At 43.4% G+C, this 19,535-nt stretch carries 16 protein-coding genes and 1 riboswitch; of the genes, 5 read left to right on the top strand and 11 right to left on the bottom strand.

What is annotated here, in order from left to right; all coding sequences use genetic code 11:
- Nucleotides 1-238: 238 nt before the first annotated feature.
- Nucleotides 239-1,195: a DMT family transporter gene (locus MHB56_RS05395; RefSeq protein WP_076104422.1), complete on the bottom strand. Its 957-nt coding sequence runs from the start codon at nucleotides 1,193-1,195 to the stop codon at nucleotides 239-241.
- Between the two features lie 126 nt (nucleotides 1,196-1,321).
- Nucleotides 1,322-1,470: riboswitch (FMN riboswitch) on the bottom strand.
- Between the two features lie 209 nt (nucleotides 1,471-1,679).
- Here MHB56_RS05395 and MHB56_RS05400 point away from each other — a divergent pair.
- On the top strand, nucleotides 1,680-2,852 hold the full coding sequence (locus MHB56_RS05400; protein ID WP_076192262.1) for a substrate-binding domain-containing protein: 1,173 nt from the start codon (nucleotides 1,680-1,682) through the stop codon (nucleotides 2,850-2,852).
- A gap of 207 nt (nucleotides 2,853-3,059) precedes the next feature.
- Entirely contained in the window at nucleotides 3,060-4,562 is a 1,503-nt protein-coding gene (locus tag MHB56_RS05405) for an N-acetylmuramoyl-L-alanine amidase family protein (protein ID WP_339248793.1), read from the top strand.
- Between the two features lie 47 nt (nucleotides 4,563-4,609).
- On the opposite strand, the gene MHB56_RS05410 is transcribed toward MHB56_RS05405, so the two are convergent.
- From MHB56_RS05410 to MHB56_RS05425, 4 genes are all read right to left on the bottom strand, one after another.
- Entirely contained in the window at nucleotides 4,610-5,014 is a 405-nt protein-coding gene (locus tag MHB56_RS05410; RefSeq protein ID WP_076306175.1) for a VOC family protein, read from the bottom strand.
- 23 nt (nucleotides 5,015-5,037) lie between these two features.
- Nucleotides 5,038-6,510 carry a carboxylesterase/lipase family protein gene (locus MHB56_RS05415; protein WP_341143355.1) on the bottom strand — a complete coding sequence of 491 codons (1,473 nt, stop codon included), beginning with the start codon at nucleotides 6,508-6,510 and terminating at the stop codon, nucleotides 5,038-5,040.
- A 19-nt stretch (nucleotides 6,511-6,529) separates the two neighbouring features.
- Nucleotides 6,530-7,684: an AI-2E family transporter gene (locus MHB56_RS05420; protein WP_076127413.1), complete on the bottom strand. Its 1,155-nt coding sequence runs from the start codon at nucleotides 7,682-7,684 to the stop codon at nucleotides 6,530-6,532.
- A gap of 243 nt (nucleotides 7,685-7,927) precedes the next feature.
- Nucleotides 7,928-8,287, bottom strand: coding sequence for a (2Fe-2S) ferredoxin domain-containing protein (locus MHB56_RS05425; protein ID WP_076184074.1), 360 nt, complete (start codon nucleotides 8,285-8,287; stop codon nucleotides 7,928-7,930).
- A gap of 149 nt (nucleotides 8,288-8,436) precedes the next feature.
- Here MHB56_RS05425 and MHB56_RS05430 point away from each other — a divergent pair, with 149 nt between their 5' ends.
- From MHB56_RS05430 to MHB56_RS05440, 3 genes are all read left to right on the top strand, one after another.
- Entirely contained in the window at nucleotides 8,437-10,023 is a 1,587-nt protein-coding gene (locus MHB56_RS05430) for an AraC family transcriptional regulator (protein ID WP_076192273.1), read from the top strand.
- A gap of 160 nt (nucleotides 10,024-10,183) precedes the next feature.
- Nucleotides 10,184-11,143, top strand: a complete 960-nt coding sequence (locus tag MHB56_RS05435) for an ABC transporter substrate-binding protein (protein WP_445667757.1) — start codon at nucleotides 10,184-10,186, stop codon at nucleotides 11,141-11,143.
- A gap of 142 nt (nucleotides 11,144-11,285) precedes the next feature.
- The gene (locus MHB56_RS05440) at nucleotides 11,286-11,516 is read left to right on the top strand and encodes a hypothetical protein (RefSeq protein ID WP_076127617.1); all 231 of its coding nucleotides are present in this window, start codon (nucleotides 11,286-11,288) and stop codon (nucleotides 11,514-11,516) included.
- A 6-nt stretch (nucleotides 11,517-11,522) separates the two neighbouring features.
- Here the strand turns inward: MHB56_RS05440 and MHB56_RS05445 are convergent, their stop codons facing one another.
- The 6 genes from MHB56_RS05445 to MHB56_RS05470 form a co-directional block, all read right to left on the bottom strand.
- Entirely contained in the window at nucleotides 11,523-12,620 is a 1,098-nt protein-coding gene (locus MHB56_RS05445; RefSeq protein WP_076281415.1) for a GerAB/ArcD/ProY family transporter, read from the bottom strand.
- Nucleotides 12,621-12,657: 37 nt separating this feature from the next.
- Complete coding sequence (locus MHB56_RS05450; protein ID WP_076184080.1) at nucleotides 12,658-13,863, bottom strand: Ger(x)C family spore germination protein; 1,206 nt, start codon at nucleotides 13,861-13,863, stop codon at nucleotides 12,658-12,660.
- Nucleotides 13,860-15,374 (bottom strand): spore germination protein, encoded by a 1,515-nt coding sequence (locus MHB56_RS05455; protein ID WP_341143357.1) that lies wholly within the window; start codon nucleotides 15,372-15,374, stop codon nucleotides 13,860-13,862. Before MHB56_RS05455 ends, MHB56_RS05450 begins: the two co-directional genes overlap by 4 nt.
- A 156-nt stretch (nucleotides 15,375-15,530) precedes the next feature.
- Entirely contained in the window at nucleotides 15,531-16,559 is a 1,029-nt protein-coding gene (locus MHB56_RS05460) for an iron-hydroxamate ABC transporter substrate-binding protein (protein WP_339244260.1), read from the bottom strand.
- Between the two features lie 132 nt (nucleotides 16,560-16,691).
- Nucleotides 16,692-18,317, bottom strand: a complete 1,626-nt coding sequence (locus MHB56_RS05465; protein ID WP_339244262.1) for a helix-turn-helix domain-containing protein — start codon at nucleotides 18,315-18,317, stop codon at nucleotides 16,692-16,694.
- A gap of 144 nt (nucleotides 18,318-18,461) precedes the next feature.
- Entirely contained in the window at nucleotides 18,462-19,502 is a 1,041-nt protein-coding gene (locus tag MHB56_RS05470) for an NAD(P)/FAD-dependent oxidoreductase (protein ID WP_076129508.1), read from the bottom strand.
- Nucleotides 19,503-19,535 lie beyond the last annotated feature (33 nt).

Consider the following 19,535-nt stretch of genomic DNA (forward strand, 5'->3'; position numbering starts at 1 on the left):
CTTCCTCCTAAATAATTTAATCATGGATTATGTACTCAGCAGCACAGTCATTTTGTGCGCTCCCTAATTGTAAACGCTTTATTAACTCTGCTATATGTTACGTTAGAAACATTTCAGCAGTTTTTGCAGTCGATTTGATCTAAGCAAGGAGTAAAATCACATACAAAAAAAGATGATCCGAAAGCCATACGGCTTCGAATCATCTTTATATAGGTAGAACCATTCCACTTCAATCTGCTCAGAGCGTTTGTGGTTTGGACTGTTGATTAGATAAAAAGAATAAAGCGACCCAGATCAAGGCAAATCCGAGAATCTGCGGGATAGTGACCAGCTGTTGGAACACAATCCAGTTGATGATTACTCCCGTCATAGGAAAGCTGAGTTCAGCCAATGTGGCGAAGGAAGCTTTGGTCGTGCTAAGTCCTTTGTAATACAACAACATACTAAGAAGTCCTGGCAGCAAAGCTTGCAGCAATAAATTAACCGCAATAGCTGCCGATGCACCAAACCCGCCATGAATCTGCCACGGGGCACCTTCTAGCGTAGTGATAACGAAAAGTAAAGGAAGCGCAAGGATAAACCGCAGCGAAGTCACTGTCTCATATTTCATAGAACCGAGCAGATAACGTCCCATGACTGTCGATCCCCCCCACAGTGCAGCTGCTCCCAAGGCCATCAGACTGCTAACCCCAATAAAGTTATTCACATGTCCGAAAGGGATACTCCAGCCAAAGGTCAGCAGATAGGTTCCTACCAGCGCCAACACAATGAGTGGTCCGAAATTTTTTGGCAAACGTTCTTTAAGAATTAAAGCAGCGAGACCGATAGCGAATATTGGCTGAAGCTTTTGCAGTAACAGCACTGCATTCAAATCCCCACTGGAAAGTGCCATCGTAAATAGGATCGTCGCCCCGGCAGAGCCTCCCCATGAAACAATCAATAGAGCACCAATCTGGCGAAATCCAATTCCTTTAAGCTCCGCCCGGTGACGCCAAAGAACAGGTGAAGCAGCCAAGAAAAGCACCACATGCTCCAGAAGAACAATTTGCGATGAGGTTAAGGATTTTAACAGGATGATACGAAAGAGCGGATCAACGCCCCATAATGCTGCACCAATCACAACGAGCCAAAATCCACTGCGTAGCGCTGATGTACTGCCAACCTTAGTTGATGATGAAGCTGTAACATTACTCATAATTTCCTTCTCCTTGTCGATACAAACCCTCGATAAGAGACCAAAAACCCCCGAATTACCAAATAGGTAAACTCGGGGGCATTATCAATAAAGACGTACAAGGATAGACTCCTAGCGTCTTTATCTTATGATCCTCTCCCATCCGGACTTTACCGTCGGCTCTGGATTTACACCAGATCAGTCACTTCTCTGCAAGCAGAACAAGTGAGTCGCGGGCTCAGTTCGCTTTGAACATTACCGCCGGTCGGGAATTTCACCCTACCCCGAGAATCTTGTATTCCGTTGTTTTTTTCACAATCTCAGAATAAACCTCTTCAAGCCATTCGTCCAGTACTTTATGAAAATGTACACATTACTTTCATGTTTCGCAGCATTTTATTACATGTTTGTTCGTAATTGTTCTACTGCTTCATCCAAAAAACTTCTGTATAATGAAATTATGTTGATTTTTCCATAGTTTAGTAATCATGTCGAGGAGGTTGTTATGAAAGAAGCATTCTGGACGAAATTATTGTTCTCCATTTTTGCCGTTGGAGGAATAGCTTTTTTAGGATTCATAGGTGCTATAATTACTGCGCTTTACGGAGGACTGCTGTTTTATACCCCACTTGTGGCGATCTTAGCGATCGTATTAGCCATCTATGTTGTACTCATCATATTTAATGTGTTGTCCCGAAGAACAAGCAATATTGTATTGTTATCTATCCTCGGACTTAGTCTGCTCGCGACCGCAGGATATGAGATCAAGCAAGCGTACGTCAACAGAATTGCCACTGTCGATGATCGGGAGGTTAATCTGCTACAGTATGAACCCTTTGCTGAGAAGACCAAAGCAGTGAATCTGGACGAGCCTTCTTCCTATCATATCGATAGCGATCTTCCAAGATTGGACGGCGCAACCGCACTTTATCCACTGTATTCAGCTTTCGTTCAATCTACTTATCCTGAGGGTTATTATAATCCGTATGATTTTCAAGCAAGTCAAGTAATTTGCAGCAGCACGCCTGAAGCTTACAAGAGATTAATTGAAGGAGAAACCGATATTATATTTGTAGCGGCTCCGTCAATTGCACAACAAAAAGAAGCTAAAAGAAAAGGTGTCGAACTGAAGCTTACGCCGATCGGCCGCGAGGCCTTCGTATTTTTTGTAAACAAACGAAACGACGTAACCGGACTTTCCACCGCTCAACTTAAAGATATTTACGCAGGCAAGGTCACAAATTGGAAAGATGTAGGCGGAGCTAATAACCGAATCCGTGCTTTTCAACGACCTGAAGATAGCGGAAGCCAAACGATGTTGCAAAAGTTTATGAAGGACACTCCACTCATGAAGCCGCCTCAAGAAGACGTAGCGGATATTATGAGCGGTATCATTCAACAAACCTCCAGCTATCGCAACTATAAAAATGCACTGGGCTACAGCTTCTTATTTTACGCCTCAGAAATGAATCGAAACGGGGAAATAGCCCTGCTGGCCATCGATGGTATTCAACCAGACAAGGAAAGTATTCGTAGTGGACAGTACCCTTTGGCAACAGAATTTTATGCAGTGACCGCGGGAAGCGACAACCCTAATATTCAGCCCTTTCTGGATTGGATTCAATCTGCTCAAGGTCAGAAATTGGTAGAGAAAACAGGTTATACATCGTTAAAATAAAATCTCTCTAGCAAATGAGAGCTATCCCAAATGTTTGGGAAGGCTCTTTTTCTATTTTTATACCGAAAATTTTCCTTTTTATCTGTTGTAGAGCGCAACTTTTGGAAACTATTGTCGTTTATACTTTATACGAGCCTTAAACGGCATCAAAGGAAGAAAAAGTAAGAATTGCTAGAGACCAATAAACGGGGATGGTAGGGATTGCAGATGAAAAAGTTTGGTTTTTTGGCGTTACTGCTGCTTTTGTTGGTGCTGGTTCATCCAGGAACTGGTTATGCCGGCTCTGCGGAAACACACATCAACCTAGACGGCAACGATCTTAAGATTTCAAAAGAAGCACAGGTACAAATTGTAAATGGCAGTGTAATGGTTCCTCTTCGTGTTGTTGCGGAACAGCTTGGTTATACCGTGAAATGGGATAATGTGACCAAGACGGCGATCATTGAGCAAAAGGGAACTACTTTAAAGCTGATCGTGGATAATACGATGGCAGAAGCTTCAGGGAAACAAGTCAAACTGGACAATCCTCCGTTTCTCAGTGGCAGCACAACCCTTGTTCCTTTAAGATTTGTTGGGGAACAGACAGGAACTACTGTCGGTTGGGACAATGTAACCAAAACCGTATATTTAACCTCTCCAGTACCTGAGATTGGGGGAAGCGATCCGGAAATTACGGTTCCACAACCCACTCCAACAGCACCTTCAGACAACGGATCAAACGGGAATACAGCAACTGAAGGGAATAGCTCAGTAGCTACAGTCACCAATCTTAGCTTCATCGATAACCAGCTGGTTATTGCAGTGAACGGCAGTATAAAACCTACCGTGTTCACTATGACAGACAAAGACCGAATTGTCGTGGATTTACCGAATACTGGCTTTGGAACCGACTTCCATCAGAATCTGTCCGTAGGAAAGAACCAAAGCGGACAGTTAACGGTTACTGACTATCCTAATGTCTCTGCCGTTCGCTATTCATTGTTCAGCAGTTCCCCATCTACCATTCGGATCGTCATTGATCTAAACAGCGCTAATAGCTACAGTCTGATAAATGCTAATGATGGACTTATTATTGTGGATCTTAATGGGACTAGCGTTACGCTTCCTGAAACCACCTTACCAGAAGTACCGGTTACAACTCCTCCACCTTCTACCGGCAACACAGACAAGAAGATAATCGTCATCGATGCAGGACATGGTGGGAAAGATCCAGGGAGTTCAAGTGTTAACAAGCTTAAAGAGAAAGATTTCACCTTGCCGACAGCACTGAAAATTGCAGAATTACTAAAGAAAGAACCAAATATCGAGGTTATACTCACGCGCAGTGGCGATACATACCCAACTCTACAGGACAGATCTAACCTCGCCAACAATGTAAAAGCCGATCTATTTATCTCTGTTCATGCCAATAGTATTCCGGCGGGCAGTAAAAGTAACCCTAGTGGCACAGAGACCTATTACACACGCAATGATAGCTTATTATTCGCTCAAACCGTTCACAAATACCTCGCAGGTGCTACAGGACTGCAGGACCGAGGGGTTCGTCAAGCAAACTATCATGTAACAAGAGAAACCAAAATGCCAGCAATATTATTAGAATGTGGTTACTTAAGCAATACCAAGGATGAAGCATTGCTGTTTACCCCGGACATCCAAAATAAAATAGCCGAAGCAGTAGTTTTAGGAATCAAAGAATATTTAGGTCGTTAAAAAAATGGGTGTCCCATTAGCCGTTTAGGCTGATAGGACACCCATCTTTATTCGGTAGCAGTGTTCCAAACACTCATTCGTTCCCGCAGATTCGAGGTATGCAGCTCCAGCTGTATACCATCTGGATCTAGAAAATTGACCGTCCAGCCTATTCCCCGTTTGATCGGCCCTCTAATTATGGGCACATTCTGGGTTTGCAATCCTTGGACGGCTTCTTCAAAATGTTCCTCTGCAATACTAAAAGCGATATGGTCTATCCCAACCACATTATTTGCAATCGCCATATAATCAGGCTTTTCAAGAAGACATATCCAGGCACTTCCCCATTCCAGATAAGCATCAGTTTTACCTCTATGAACTAGCTGAAGGCCCAGAATTCCTGTGTAGAAATTCAGGGAATTTGCTAAATTACTGACATTTACGGTCACATGGTTAAAACCTTCTACCTGCATCTTTATTCAGCCTCTCAATCTTCTTAAGCCAGCATAGTGACAATTCTTTTGCGTTTCTCTGATTCAGGATCATAAGCTACATGCGTATCTTCATCAAAGATCAAGGTAGCCCGTTCCTCCAGATTATATTTCGGCCATAACCTCGCAGCTGTAGCCGGATTTCCTTGATGAGCGAAAGCAATCCAAGCGTCATGCATAACTTCAGCCAACTTCTGCATCGTTGGATTAATTTCTGCCCTAAGATGGGTTAGATGAGATAGATTATTAAAGGCATAAACGATTTCTGCACTATGCACAGCTTTATTTAACAAAGGATGACCTGGGATCGTGCCGTCAAAACGGTACATCCAGACAGGTGCATAATTCAATTGGTTTTCCGCCAGAGACACCGAGGTTGCCCAGAAGTAAAGATCCGTTAGAATTTCGGCTTGTCCTTCCCAGGTGGAAGAATAATGGTTAGCAATCTCTTTCAGACTCCCAGTACCCATCATCTGCTCCAGCGCCTTGAGTGATTCGTCAAAGTCTGCCTCAGGTGATTCTTCTCTGAAGAACAAGTTGCCCTCATCACGATTGGTTCCGATCAATAGCGGAATACCATGTGCCGATCCTTCTGCCACAGCCTGTGCAGGTTCTACAGGAAGTGTATCCCCATCAATGACAGGCTGAAATAACATGCCAATTGAGCCACCCGTTAACTTTTTAGTCATTCTTGCGGCTGCATCGATAATTTGTTCAGAAGAAAATGTTTGCAGAAGACTGGCATCTCCATCTGGAGCAATCCCTAATTCAGCTAGCAGTGCCGCTGCAATGTACTTTCCTTGCTCGGAAGGCAGTGTCTGAGCAGCCCCACTTTGCATAATCGCACCAGCGAACAACCCCTTCGCTGCTGGCATGGCCAAAAGGGCTGCGATACTCATACTCCCTGCTGACTCTCCGAATACAGTTACCCGCTGCGGGTCCCCGCCAAAAGCAGCAATATTCAGTTTTACCCATTCCAGCGCGGCAATTTGATCCAATAATCCTTGATTAGAAGCAAGCCCATGGCCAAATGGAGACAAATTCATGAATCCAAATGGACCCAGCCGATAGTTAATGGTCACTAAAATTACTTTGCCTCGCTCAGCGAAGCTTGTGCCGTCAAACTGCGGCTGACTTCCAGCCCCGGTCACAAACGTCCCCCCGTGAATCCAGAACATAACAGGCAGGGGCTCATCATGAACTGCTGGCGCCCAAATATTTAAATACAGACAATCCTCGGAATGAAGCGGCGTCTTGCCACCGAACCGAGTACCTCTCGTATCCGCTGGCTGATGACTAACTGGACCAAATTCAGAAGCATCTCTAATCCCATCCCAGGCCTCTGGTGGCTGTGGTGCACGAAACCGAAGTTCTCCAACAGGTGGGGCTGCAAAAGGGATCCCGCGCCAAATATTCACGTCCCCCTCCTGTATTCCTTGAAGCTTACCGTAAGAGGTTACTGCTATTGGTCCTCCCATTACATTTCACCCTTCCACATTATTCCTTATTCTCTTCAATCTGTTTATATAAGCCGGATCGAAACCGGAACCATTCAAAAAGATGTGTAAATACCACCTTAAGTACCGCATAACCCGGAACTGCAAGGATAATCCCCAGAATCCCAAACATTTTACCTGCGAATATAATTACAAAAATAATGGTTATCGGATGAATCTTCAACGTCTTGCCCATGATCTGTGGTGAGATGAATTTTCCTTCAATCAGCTGAACAGCCGTCCACACGATAATCATCTTCAGCAGCATAAATGGAGAAGTGACCATCGCCACAATTAGGGCAGGTGTAATCGCGATTGCCGGGCCCAGATAAGGAACAACTGCTGTACAAGCAGCAGCAATAGCCAGAACGAGAGAGTACTCCAAACCAATGATTAAATAGCCAATATAGAGCAGCAGACCAATACAGCAGCTGACAATAATTTGCCCGCGTATGTAAGAGGATACCTGACTGTTCATCTCCGACATGACCATACGAGTCTGCGGCTGCAGAGAAGTAGGTACAAACTTCAGAATATAATCCGGCAATTTTTTCCCATCGCGAAGCAAGTAGAACAAAATAAATGGCGTCGTTACAACCGCCAAGACAATCTCTGTAAGGGCTCCTACAAAGCTGCCAACACCCGTCAAGGCATTATTCAGAAAAGAACTGCCCCACGCTGTTATCTTAGATGTTATCTCACTAAGGTTCGTTCCGATACTGTCTTGAACTTGCCCAAAGAACTCCGTTCCGGTCAGATCCATAAACCGTTCTTGAATTAATTCACTATACCTTGGAAAATTGTCGATCAATCCTGATAGCTGAGTCCGTATAATTGGAATGACCATAAACAAAACCAGCGTGATGATACCAGCAATCAACAAATATAGGATGATTATTGCATATACACGTTTTATTCGGGATCTTTTCTCCATCCGATCTACCAACGGATTCAGCAAATAATAAGCTATACCTGCCAGTAATAATGGTGCGGCCACGGTGTGCAGCAATACTGATATCGGCTTAAAAATAAACGGTATTTTGGAGAATACCAGAATATTAATTCCAACCAGCAGCATAATGAGCAGCACTACTACAAATTTATTATTCAGAAAAAATTTTTTGAACTTCTCTGGCCACACCTGCAGCCTCTCCATCGTACCCTCTCCCCTATAAACCATCATATATACTGTGTTATTTCATTCACTTTTTAATAGCATAGTCAACGTTAGCCCTGCAAGTCAAATTTGATGTCCTTAATTAAGCACACAGTCCTATTACGAGTCTGGTCATGATCCGATTCAATCATAATCCTCCCCTGTTTATAAATAAATAACCCTGCACGAGATATTCCTCTGTACAGGGTTAGAACCGCAACTAAAAGGTACTCCCAAGCCTTGCTATTTTTTCTTTTTCCCTTTAGCGTCCTTTTCATTTGAAGCAATCAATTGTCCATCATAGGTGTATAACACGTGATCTTCAAGCTTCTCCCCCTGCAAATGTTTCCGCACTAATGATTTCGCCAGCTTAGGTGTAATCTCTTTGTACCACACACCTTCGGGATAAGCGATCACCACACAAGCATCTGAACATCTTCCATTACAACGGGTCACAGTCGTATGTATAAGACTTTGTGCGCCCTGCTTCTCAATCTCATCTTCTATCGCTTCAGCTACCTCTTCACCTTTATGTTTCTTGCAGCTGCTACCGTTACATATTAATAAGTGACTTACAGTTCCTTGTAAATTCCAGGTCGTCATGGATGACTTCAACCCCTTCCTATCAGCTAACCCTATTCCGTTCGTGGATTATTTTAAACACTATCATAAGCATCATTATAGTCAATAGTAAGAAAGACTGTTATACTATAAATGAGAATGATTATCAATGAAAAGAAGGGGATTACTACATGCAGATCCAATCCGACGGGATGCCTTATTCATCCCATCCTTTTTATATGCCCCTTCGGGTCATCAGCTTATCGGGAATAACCAACTACACAGCCTCAAACATTTCTTCTACTAATTCCAGCCTTATGATAATCTGGGATGGGAAAGGTTTTCTTGAAATAGACGGTAAGCTACACAAGGTCATGGCCGGAAGCTTAATAGCCCTTAGTAGTTCTTCTTTATTGAAGATGGAACCTGAATTACAGTTAAAGGGGATATGGATTGAGTATTCCTGTATACCCCAGAGTAAAGATGAGGACATTTTTATAAATGACAACTCCCCTGTCCACCATGCCTCCACACGTTTGACAGCCTTGGCAGGTGAGCTTTACAGTGCTTGGATAGACGCTGATAAGCAAAAGCCGTTTAGGGTCCAGCAGCTATTCACCCAGTTCCTAGTGGAGCTTCATAGTGAACTGACATCCCGTAAAGAAAGATCAAGCAGTTGGATGGAGCAAGTGACGGAGTATATAGAAGCTCATTACAATGAAGATATCACACGGGATCAAATGGCTGCTTTAGCTGAAGTGAGCCCTGAGCACTTTTCGCGAGCCTTTCGCAAATCAATAGGTCTATCCTTCAGTGCTTATATTACACTCCTTAGAATCCGTAAAGCCCAGCAACGAATCCTGACCAGTTCCCCCAATCTGACAACATTGGCACATGAGGTTGGTTACGAAGAGGGAACTTATTTGAGCCGAAAATTCAAGCAGCTTGTTGGCGTTTCACCTACAGCCTACCAGAATAAGAATAAACGGGTCGTTGCCCTGAACTATAATCACACCGCTAGCCTGCGAGTACTGGAAATCATGCCTCAACTCGGGGTTTATTCCGAATGGCAACATAGCTTGGAACAAGTTCCCGCTTCCAAACAGCTTCAAATGAGCGAGGGCAAATTTTCATTACTCTATGACTCAGTAGCTGCGGTAAAGCCAGATGTCATTATCGGCTACAGTCTACCCGACAATAAGATTCTGACTCCTGTTGCTCCGGTTATTGAGCTGCCCTTTATGCAAATGAGTTGGCGAGAGCAATTTGCTCTGATTGCCGAGGTTGTGAATCGACGACAGCGTGCTGAACAGTGGCTAAGTCATTATGACAGACTTTGTCTTACTGCCAACGGGTTATTAAACCATGCAATAGGAATGGAGAGAGGTACGGCTATCGTGTGGGAGGTTAGCTCCCGATCCGCCTACTGTTTCAGTAGCAGCTTCGGCAGAGGTTGCCAAATTCTATACGGTGATCTTGGCTTCAAACCCCCCTCCGTAATTATTGAAAAAGGGATCACCGATTCCGGATATTTAGAGGCATCTATTGAGGATATCGTATCGTTTCCTGCTGACCATATTATTATCACCAGCATCCCTTCATCTTCTGAGGGAAGACAACGTTTTACTCGCCTACTACATTCTAAAGCTTGGAAGCAATTAGATGCAGTACGTAACGGACGGGTATATATTCTGAACCAAGGTGATATGTTCTACGGATTTGACCCACTGTCCTCACAGGCACAGCTTCAAGAATTGCTACGGGTAATGACATCATAAATTTGCATAAGCTGAGATCATATCCGTCCATAGTAAATACCCGGTGAAGCTTGTAAAGTTCTTATTGAGAATGATAATCAATATACATAGGAGGAACAACAAATTGCATAATCCAGGAAAAAATAGCACCAAACAATCCCATTGGCTTCTTTTTCCCCTCATGCTGGCATTAATTCTAGTCGTATCAGCTTGCGGGAATTCCAATAATTCTGTGGGGAATACTGGCAGTAACACCAGCAACACATCATCGGCTACTACAGCACCTACCGAAACTAGTCAACCAACAGAAACTACGGAAACAGCTGCTCTAAAAAAGGTCACTACTATAAATGGTGATATTGAAATTCCTGTTCAACCTAAAAGGATTGTCGCTGAGGAATATCTGGGCAGTCTGATTGCGCTAGATACCATCCCTGTTGGTGCTCCCGGATTAACACTGGAGAATATGTATTTTAAGGAGGCACTTACTGGAGTTGCAGACACTGGAACTTACGGCAAAATGTCACCTGAAAAAATCATCGCACTTAATCCTGATTTGATTATTTCTGGACAAGCTGAAAGCTATGAAGCACTAAGCAAAATTGCTCCAACCATCGTTGTGCCATATGGTGATCTGAAAGATGCTCATGCCGAATTAACCTATTTCGGAGAACTCCTTGGTAAAGAAGAGGAAGCCAAAAGCTGGCTTGCAGATTACGACAAACGGATAGCTGAAGCTAAAGCCAAAGTAGACAAAGTACTCCCTGCAGATGCAACGTTTTCCATCATGGAAGACGGCGGAAAATCCATTTGGGCCTATGGCGATAACTTTGGCCGAGGCGGACAGCCTGTCTATCAGGCGCTGGGTCGCAAGCCCCCTACAGCTGTGGCCGCAGAAATTATGGAGAAGCAATGGGCGGAAATCTCTACAGAGGCACTCGCTAAATACGCAGGAGATTATATTATCTTAACTTCCAATAACCGTACAGAAGCTGATTACAAAGCTGATCCAATCTGGAGTAGCCTACCCGCTGTCAAAAATGGCCATCTCTATGTATGGAAAGAAGAACGGTCCTGGTACTATGATCCAATTGCCGTGTTATCCCAGACCGAAGAGCTGGCTGCTTGGCTTACAAAATAAAATGCGCTTAAATTAGAATCCCCTACTGCTTCCAACAACATTGGAGCAGTAGGGGATTTGTTATGTCTTTTGACTACAAAAACACTCAAGAGGTAATAATACATTTAGCCTAAGGTTAATCTAGCAAATGGAGTTGATCATTATGAAATTGCTATCACTATATTTCATGCTTGCTTTTATGGGGTTGCTGATGGCAGTAATCATCGACCTTTTATCAGGAGAAACCCTCACCGCTTCAATGCGGACGATCTATGACTCCTTTGCAGCTACAAGCATACAGGAATCAATAACTATGCTCGTTTTTATCTCCTTACCTTTTGTTAATACAATTACATCCTCTATCCGAAATAGAAGCAATAAATCCATTAAATAAAATAAACTAACCTATACTCCCTAATTTTCTGCGGATGTAATGAACGATACACAAGAGAATAGGTACAGCGGCACAGAAATATGGCAAAATATATTTCAGAAATATCCTTCCTTCGTCCATATGTATCGGATAATTCGCTGAACTAATAAAAGCCCCGAACAAAACAACAATACCGACGGGAACGGCGAGCTTCCTGCTGTCTTGTACCTTGAATAGATCCGCGGTGACTACCATTGCAGCGTAGCAATATACTGACATTTTAAAAAATACTCCAATGATTAAGGTTAAGAGCACAAGCGCGTCCAAACGTTGAATGAAATTGGCCAGGTTTACTAACGTTATCGTAGTGAACATCGGAAAATTGGCTCTACTGTAGATTTCTGTTCCTAGAACGGATATTTCGATGGCATGGGTAAAACTGAGTAATAATCCGCATAAAGTCATTGCGATGATTCCGGTTCTTTTTGCTACCTTGGTTTTTTTGATATGAGGTAAAATCGTAGTGAAACATACCATCTCCCCGAACGGAAATAGCCATATATTCAGATAGGCTGATTTTAATGCATTCTTCCAATCCGAGGCCTGTAACGGAAACAAGTTATCTAGTTTTACAAGTCCGGCGGCAATAACCAAAAAGCAACTGGTCAAGCCCAACAATATTATAATCAGCATATAAATCTCAGCTGTCCGCGCAAACACCTCAATCCCCTTGTTTAAGATGTAAATTACCGCAACAACCATCATTGCATAAATGATGAACACGGGTGTTCTGTCGTAAGAAGCAGCTATTAACAACTCACCTGATTCATGCAGATTTCGGGAGCCATTGAAGAGAAGGATTGGAATGTATGTTAAGCTTAACGGCCAGCCTATAACATTGCCCAGTATCTTTCTTGTATACCCGCTAATAATCATGCCCGGATATTGCCGGTATAAATAAACATAAATCAAATACAAAAGAAGTCCACCGGGCAAAGCTAACAGAATAGCAATCCAGACAGCATGGCCACTTTCAAGTCCAATCGGTACCACAAGGGCCGTTCCCAATTCAAACAAAAAAATCAAAGCAAATAATTGACTCGCGCTGATGGTTTCTTTTTTCATAAAGTGGCCTTCTCCCACCTTTCTCAACTAAACCCTGTCATTTTTCCTTTAACAATTGCGGCTCTAATCTCATTCCTACACTGCGAATATATGCCTCCACAGAAACGTCGACTTCCGCTTCCGCGAACACTGACTCCCAATCGTCCTTAACAGTCTCCCATGCTTTTGGATTTGTGCGCTTCAGTTCATTCCCAAAATTGAAAATATCGCATTTCATAGTTTGAGCAGCCTGTAAGGCTTGGGTTATTTCCTGTTTAGTTTTAAGAGCCACTTGTTGTTCCAATTGAACGATTACCTCTCTATCACTTAGCTCAATATAACTCTGAGTCTCATTAAGTGTCCCCTCTTCCACAACATTCACATGAATGACGGGTACTTTATTGCGGAGTTCAATCTTAATTTTTGTTTTTGAATAATTAATGTTCACAGCTATCGAATCTTTAGCCTCATCTGAATCTACATTAATACTGGTTTCATTAATCTCGTTCTGTACCCACAGTGCCCCCCGGGCAAGAGGTCCATCCAGCCATCCCTGAAGAACCCCTTTTTTCAATACGCTTAGCCCGCTCATTGTGACAAGTGCTTTTACTTGAGTTTGCTCCATCCCGGATTTTTTAGTTCCTTCTTCAGCGTCTCCAAGAATTCTGGCTCCGGATATCACCACTGACCCTTCCCCACTGATACCATTAATTAGCTCAAAAACATTGATATCCCGGCTTTCTCCATATATTCTAGCGGTATTTTTACTCTTTTTAATAATCCCAATTGCAGGCAGGCTTTCTACGGGAAGCAATAGTTTCAGAATAGAGGATGCTTCCGTATCTCTGGCTACAATAACATTCGTGTTGAGCCGCAGCTCATGGGACCTTTCAAAGATGTCAAAAATCCCATCAATACCGCTCTTCACTGTAGATTCGCCTAAAACTAATAGCTGCGTGTGTGCAAAAAACATCTGTCTTGCCGCCTTTTTTGAAGTCTTGCGAAAAGCGCCAAAGATCGTACGGTCCGTAGAAGAATAAATAGTGACCGTGGGTTGTCCGGTGCTAGCTCCTGCACTTGTGGCTGTTGAGGATGGATTCACAATCTGAAAAGTAACATGATATTCCTCTTTATTCGGCACTTTATCCACACCTATACCGGTCACAATGCCTAAATTGTTTAACTCCCGACTGTTCCAGCAGCTTGTCAGCAACATTAAGCAGCATATACAAATAAATGAACGCATCATCCATCCGACCTTCATTTGCCACTCCCCGGCTTTCCATCATTCACCTTAAGTCGAGTATTATTTTTTTGGCTAATAAGACGCGGCCGAGTTTTCATATATTTCAAGGGCACACGCAAGATCGCGTCCTTCTGATTCTCAGCGATAAAAGGACCAAACGGAGACATATATGGAAAACCCAACGATTTCAAGCTGCACATATGAGCAACCAAAATAAAAGTAAAGATCGTTATTCCATAAAGCCCCATAAAGGCTGCGATAAACATAATGATGAAACGCAAGATGCGTATGGAAAGAGCCATATTAAAAGCAGGAGTAGCAAAGCTGGATATTCCTGTAAGTGAAACTACAATAACCATTGCAGGAGAGACAATACCGGCTTGTACGGCTGCCTGTCCTAACACTAAGCCCCCAATGATCGATACAGTTTGACCTATAGGGGATGGCATACGAATTCCTGCTTCACGTATAATCTCAAAAGTAAATTCCATCAGCATAGCCTCAATAAAAGCCGGAAATGGAACCCCCTCCCTTTGCGAAGCAAAATTAATAAGTAGGGCTGTTGGGATCATTTCTTGATGAAAATTTAGAATCGCAATAAAGAGTGCTGGGCCAAATAACGAAATAACAAGGCAAATAAATCTCAATAATCGGATCAAAGTCGTAATATCATAACGCTGGTAATAATCTTCTACGGCATGTAAAAACATAAAAAAGGTTGTAGGTGCAATCAGCACAAACGGGGTCCCGTCCACAAAAATAGCAACTCGTCCTTCTAAAAGATTTCCTGCAACACTGTCAGGACGTTCCGTATTATATAATGTTGGGAATGGGGAAAAGGGAGTGTCTTCTAAAAATTGCTCAATGTATCCAGATTCCAGAATCCCGTCTATATCAATGCTTTGCAGCTTAGTTCTGAGCTCCTGTAAGGTATTATCATTGACGATTCCATGAATATACATAATAGATACATTCGTTTGCGTGACGTCACCTATCTTCATCGACTCTACCCAGAGATTAGGGCTTTTTATTTTCCTGCGCACCAGAGAGATATTCGTCCCAATAGATTCTGTGAAACCTTCCTTGGAGCCACGAATGGCTACTTGAGTTGTAGCGTCCGATACCGTTCTAACCTCACCGCCGCTTGTATTCCCTCTGATAGCTTCCCTTATCCCGTTGACCCAAAGAATGGTATCTCCAGAGAATAAAGCCTCAAAAAGCACATCCCAATCTTCAAGCGTCTGTTCTTCTCCGATTCCTCTCGCCACTTCTTTCATATACAAAAAGATATCTTCAGCGGATGTTACCACCGGGTGTTCTTCACTTAGTTTATCAAACGACATCGCATGCTCCACAAACTCGTTGACCCTCAATTTTTCTATTAATCCCTCAATATATACGGCAGCTACCTCAACCTGTGTGGTTATGGATTTAATTCTACGAATAACAATATCAGGGCTATGGCCAAGCCTTTCTTGAAGCTCTTTAAGATTATCGTCCAAAATAGTAGAGTTAAAGGGATCCATCATTAACACCTCCTGCTCATACTATTTGTTCTACACCGCTTTTTTATGCAACAAATGGAATCTATAACCTCGCTTAACTTGGAATATGAACACGCAAAAGGGATGTCCTTGAGCTACTATAGCTCCGCGAACATCCCCTTATACTCTTTTGAAATTAACTTATTGAAGAGACTTCAGCAACGTAACTATCTCATCCAGTTGCTTGTCCAGCGCATAAGCATCGGAGAGATAATACGTTTTAAGATCGTAGGTGAATACATGACCCGCCTTAACAGCAGGTAGGCTTTGCCAGAAGACACTGTCCAGAATGTCCAGCTTATCCTGCTCCACACCACGGCTGAAGCCTTGGAAGATATAATCAGCTTCTCCTAAGTACTCGGGCAACGCTTCGAGTGAGAGGGAAGCCCAGCCTTCTTTAAAGGCTGCCTCTTGGACAAGATCAGGTGCATGCAGCCCCAATCCGTTATATATAATCTCTCCACCACGCCCATATGACGAACCATATAAATACAGCTCTTTACCGGCAATTTCAAAGATCGCCACCTTTTTGTCAGCTGCGATCAGATCAGACAATTCCGCTTTCTTCGCTTCCAGCTTCTGATTGAAATCCTCCACCCACTTTACAGCCTGCTGCTCCTTGTTCAAGATTTTCCCGATTTCGATCAATCGTTCCTTATAGTCGTATTTGCCCCAAGGAATAAAGACCGTTGGAGCAATCTTGGAGATTTGCTCATAGGTATCTTCCTGATAAGTGATAATCAAGTCCGGTTCGAGACTCGTTATTTTCTCCAGGGACACCGTCATGTCATCGCCTACAACTTCTACACCTGTCAGCGCCTCTTTGAAATATGGATGGTTCAGGATGTCATTCCCGGCAACGGCAATGGGCGTCACGCCAAGCGTCAGAAGATCACCAATAAAGTCTTGTACCGGGATCACAACTCTTTGTGGATTGCGCGGGATCTGCACCGGGCCTTTATCGCTTTCGTATGTCCAGTATTCTGCATCAGCAGCCGGCTCAGAGCTGGCAACTACAGAATCATTATTAGTGCTTTTAGCCAATTCAGCCGACGTGCTAGCTGGAGCATTCCCTTGATTAGCTGCTTGTCCACATGCGCTCAACAGCAGCACCAGCGTAAGCATAACGGCTATCATGCTTGTTTTTCCTAACGATATTATTTTGTACAATGTAAATCCCCCTTGAGACTTTATATAATCATGATATTGATAATCAATATCATTTAGATCTTTATTTAATATACCGTCTCCGCGGGAAAACATATATACACGCTAATACATCAATTTTGTTATGGACGATTGTCAGCTTAAATTATGGCCGGTTAACAAATCTGTCTGTATCTCCAATTGGCGTTCGAGCGCAAGCCCTTCGCTGCCCCAAAATTCCTCAAGCTTCAGGTAATATATGCGTCCATTCCTGAATGCTGGAAGATTGCGCCAAACCGCACTTTTACTAATCCGTTTACGCGTCCTCGACATCCAGTCCTCTTGTCCTGATACGACCACAAACATATGGTCAGCCGCATATATTGGCAATTCCGACAGTGAGATGCATAAATGATCATTCCGCTCCAGAACATCTGACCTTACCTTGTCCGGTGGAGTTAACCCCAGCATTGGATACAGATTGTACACCCCGCGGGCTGTATGATTCCAGATATAAATACTGTTATCTTGCCTAATCTCATACACCGCTACCGTTTCACCAGATTCAATTAGTGAGGACAAGCGCTGCTTGGACAAATCTATTTTCAAATGATAGTGCCTTATCCATGCCTCTGCCCGCTCCTCTTCACCCAGCAGTCTGCCGAACAAACGAATCTGTTCCAGGCGGTCCATTTTATCACACTCTACCGTAACTAGTGGCCCCAACTTCTCCATGCATTTAAGCTGACGGGGGCTCAGATAGGTTGGTGCAATAACTAAATCGGCTTCCAGCCCAGGCCATTCCGCTTCCTCCGGACATCCCTGCAGCTCAAATGATCGTACACCCGCCAGTTCCGGCAGCAAAAGCAAGGAGTAATTCATCACATCTTCTTCAACTGCGACAGGCTTCACACCCAGCGCAAGTAAATCCCCTAAAAATTGCAACGCTACTATCCGCTTCGGTTTGGGACGCAAACGGAACTCTGTTGGGGTCATCCCGGTGACTTGCTTGAATTTGCGGCTCAGATATAGTCCATCTGTATAGCCTACTTTTTGCGAAATTTCCTGTATGGTTGCTTTGCTGGACATCAAGTGTTTTTTCGCTTTATTTACTCTTAAATGAGCTACATATTCGGTGAAGCTCCAACCCGTCTGCTTGCGGAACCATACTGAGAAATAACGAGGATTGAAGCCCATTATTCGAGACATCATCTCCCGCGTAATCTCCCTTTGGAAATTCTGGTGGATATAAGAGAGCATTCTGAAATATGAACTATCCGTAATGTCTGCTTCAGCGTCAGCCTCTACGACCAGTTGATGTAGCTGATACAGCAAGGATTGAATTCTATCTGCCTGTGCTTCTAAATTATTGGCAGCAACGTCTTCCAATTCGCTGAATAAGCGAGTTATTTTATTCGTCGTACGTATAGGTAAAATCCCATTGACCGGAAAAATTTCACGGCAAAGTCCATAGACCAATTCTTGCTCCGTGATATTGCTTAGCCCATATACCTCATAGGAAATTGCTAGAACAGAGATAACAGTCTCTAATGGAGCATTAATTTGATATGTCGCACCTGCGCTTAGAAAAAGAATTTCACCATTTTTAAGAGATACTGTCTCTCCTTCTATGGTTATTTGAATGATAGCTTCTATTGGTGTCAGGAAGAGTGGGGACTGGGCAATTTGGGGTTTACTGATGTGACCGCCACCGCATTGGCGTTTCCCTACCTCTTTTAACAGATAAATTCTATGAACCGGGTTATTATTTGATAGCTTCATTCCTGCTCCCTTCCAGACTGCTAGACTTAATAACCCATAAAATATAAAGCAAGCGTATAAGGTTTCTCTCCGCTCGAAATGGATAAGATCCCCTATACGCCTTATATAAAACTTCAGATTTTATGGTTTGAGAAGCCTCTATCCTTAGTGGTCGTCAACGACTCCAAGCGCTTTATTCTTCTCTTTGAACCGTTCATTGTGAGAAGATACGTAAGCGACTTTGGCCGCGGTTGGGTCTATGTACAGCTTAGCGCTATTAAGCGCCAGAGCCGCATCAGTGAAAGTACCTGCGATCAAACGAACCTTGCTTGCATAATCCACAAAGTCACCTGCTGCAAATATACCCGGAAGATTGGTCTCCAGCTTATCGGTTACATTCGCACACCACTCGCCCATATCAAGACCCCATTCTTTTAACGGACCAAAATCGCTTTTCAGACCATGATTCACAATGACAGCATCCACTTCAAACTGCTCTGTTTCACCTGTCTCTATATGACTGATCGTAACCTGATCTATCGTTTCACCATTACTGCTGTGTAATTGGCTTACTGCATATGGCGCACGGACATTGACTGAGGATTCCTTCATCCGCACAATGTTTTTCTCATGCCCGCCAAACTGTTCGCGGCGATGTGCAATCGTCACACTTGCAGCGATAGGCTCCAATTCATTCGCCCAATCTACTGCGGAGTTGCCTCCACCGGAGATTAGCACTCTTTTACCGCGGAACGGCTCCAGCTCTTGAACGGTATAATGAAGATTTGTCACCTCATAACGATCTGCACCTTCAATTTCAAGCTTTGCCATCTGCAGAATTCCGTAACCAATGGCCAAAATGACTGTGCGGGTCCAATGTTGTTCCCCAGTAGAAGAGGTCAGGATGTACGTTCCATCCTCTTGTCTCTCTTGATTCATAATTTGCTGACCCAGCACAATAGTCGGATCGAAGGTTTGAGCCTGCTCCTTGAGCTGACCGATTAGTTGATGACAAAGAGTTGGGGTTACGCCTCCTACATCCCAGATCATTTTTTCGGGATAAATAAGCATTCTTCCTCCGAGCTCATCCTTCGCTTCAATTAACTTTGTCTTCAAGTCTCTCATTCCGCTATAAAAAGCTGTATACATCCCAGCAGGTCCGCCACCAATAATGGTTACATCGTATAATTCCAGTTGTTTATTCATTGTGTCCCTCCAAAATTATATTCTAGTGATCCC

This window comes from Paenibacillus sp. FSL H8-0315, from assembly GCF_038005365.1.
GTDB classification, from domain to species: Bacteria; Bacillota; Bacilli; order Paenibacillales; family Paenibacillaceae; genus Paenibacillus_AQ; species Paenibacillus_AQ odorifer.

Excerpts from the sequence above, each read along its gene's own strand:
- MHB56_RS05395 (WP_076104422.1), bottom strand. The coding sequence starts at position 1,195 with ATGAGTAATGTTACAGCTTCATCATCAACTAAGGTTGGCAGTACATCA.
- MHB56_RS05400 (WP_076192262.1), top strand. The coding sequence starts at position 1,680 with ATGAAAGAAGCATTCTGGACGAAATTATTGTTCTCCATTTTTGCCGTT.
- MHB56_RS05405 (WP_339248793.1), top strand. The coding sequence starts at position 3,060 with ATGAAAAAGTTTGGTTTTTTGGCGTTACTGCTGCTTTTGTTGGTGCTG.
- MHB56_RS05410 (WP_076306175.1), bottom strand. The coding sequence starts at position 5,014 with ATGCAGGTAGAAGGTTTTAACCATGTGACCGTAAATGTCAGTAATTTA.
- MHB56_RS05415 (WP_341143355.1), bottom strand. The coding sequence starts at position 6,510 with ATGGGAGGACCAATAGCAGTAACCTCTTACGGTAAGCTTCAAGGAATA.
- MHB56_RS05420 (WP_076127413.1), bottom strand. The coding sequence starts at position 7,684 with ATGGAGAGGCTGCAGGTGTGGCCAGAGAAGTTCAAAAAATTTTTTCTG.
- MHB56_RS05425 (WP_076184074.1), bottom strand. The coding sequence starts at position 8,287 with ATGACGACCTGGAATTTACAAGGAACTGTAAGTCACTTATTAATATGT.
- MHB56_RS05430 (WP_076192273.1), top strand. The coding sequence starts at position 8,437 with ATGCAGATCCAATCCGACGGGATGCCTTATTCATCCCATCCTTTTTAT.
- MHB56_RS05435 (WP_445667757.1), top strand. The coding sequence starts at position 10,184 with ATGCTGGCATTAATTCTAGTCGTATCAGCTTGCGGGAATTCCAATAAT.
- MHB56_RS05440 (WP_076127617.1), top strand. The coding sequence starts at position 11,286 with ATGAAATTGCTATCACTATATTTCATGCTTGCTTTTATGGGGTTGCTG.
- MHB56_RS05445 (WP_076281415.1), bottom strand. The coding sequence starts at position 12,620 with ATGAAAAAAGAAACCATCAGCGCGAGTCAATTATTTGCTTTGATTTTT.
- MHB56_RS05450 (WP_076184080.1), bottom strand. The coding sequence starts at position 13,863 with ATGAAGGTCGGATGGATGATGCGTTCATTTATTTGTATATGCTGCTTA.
- MHB56_RS05455 (WP_341143357.1), bottom strand. The coding sequence starts at position 15,374 with ATGATGGATCCCTTTAACTCTACTATTTTGGACGATAATCTTAAAGAG.
- MHB56_RS05465 (WP_339244262.1), bottom strand. The coding sequence starts at position 18,317 with ATGAAGCTATCAAATAATAACCCGGTTCATAGAATTTATCTGTTAAAA.
- MHB56_RS05470 (WP_076129508.1), bottom strand. The coding sequence starts at position 19,502 with ATGAATAAACAACTGGAATTATACGATGTAACCATTATTGGTGGCGGA.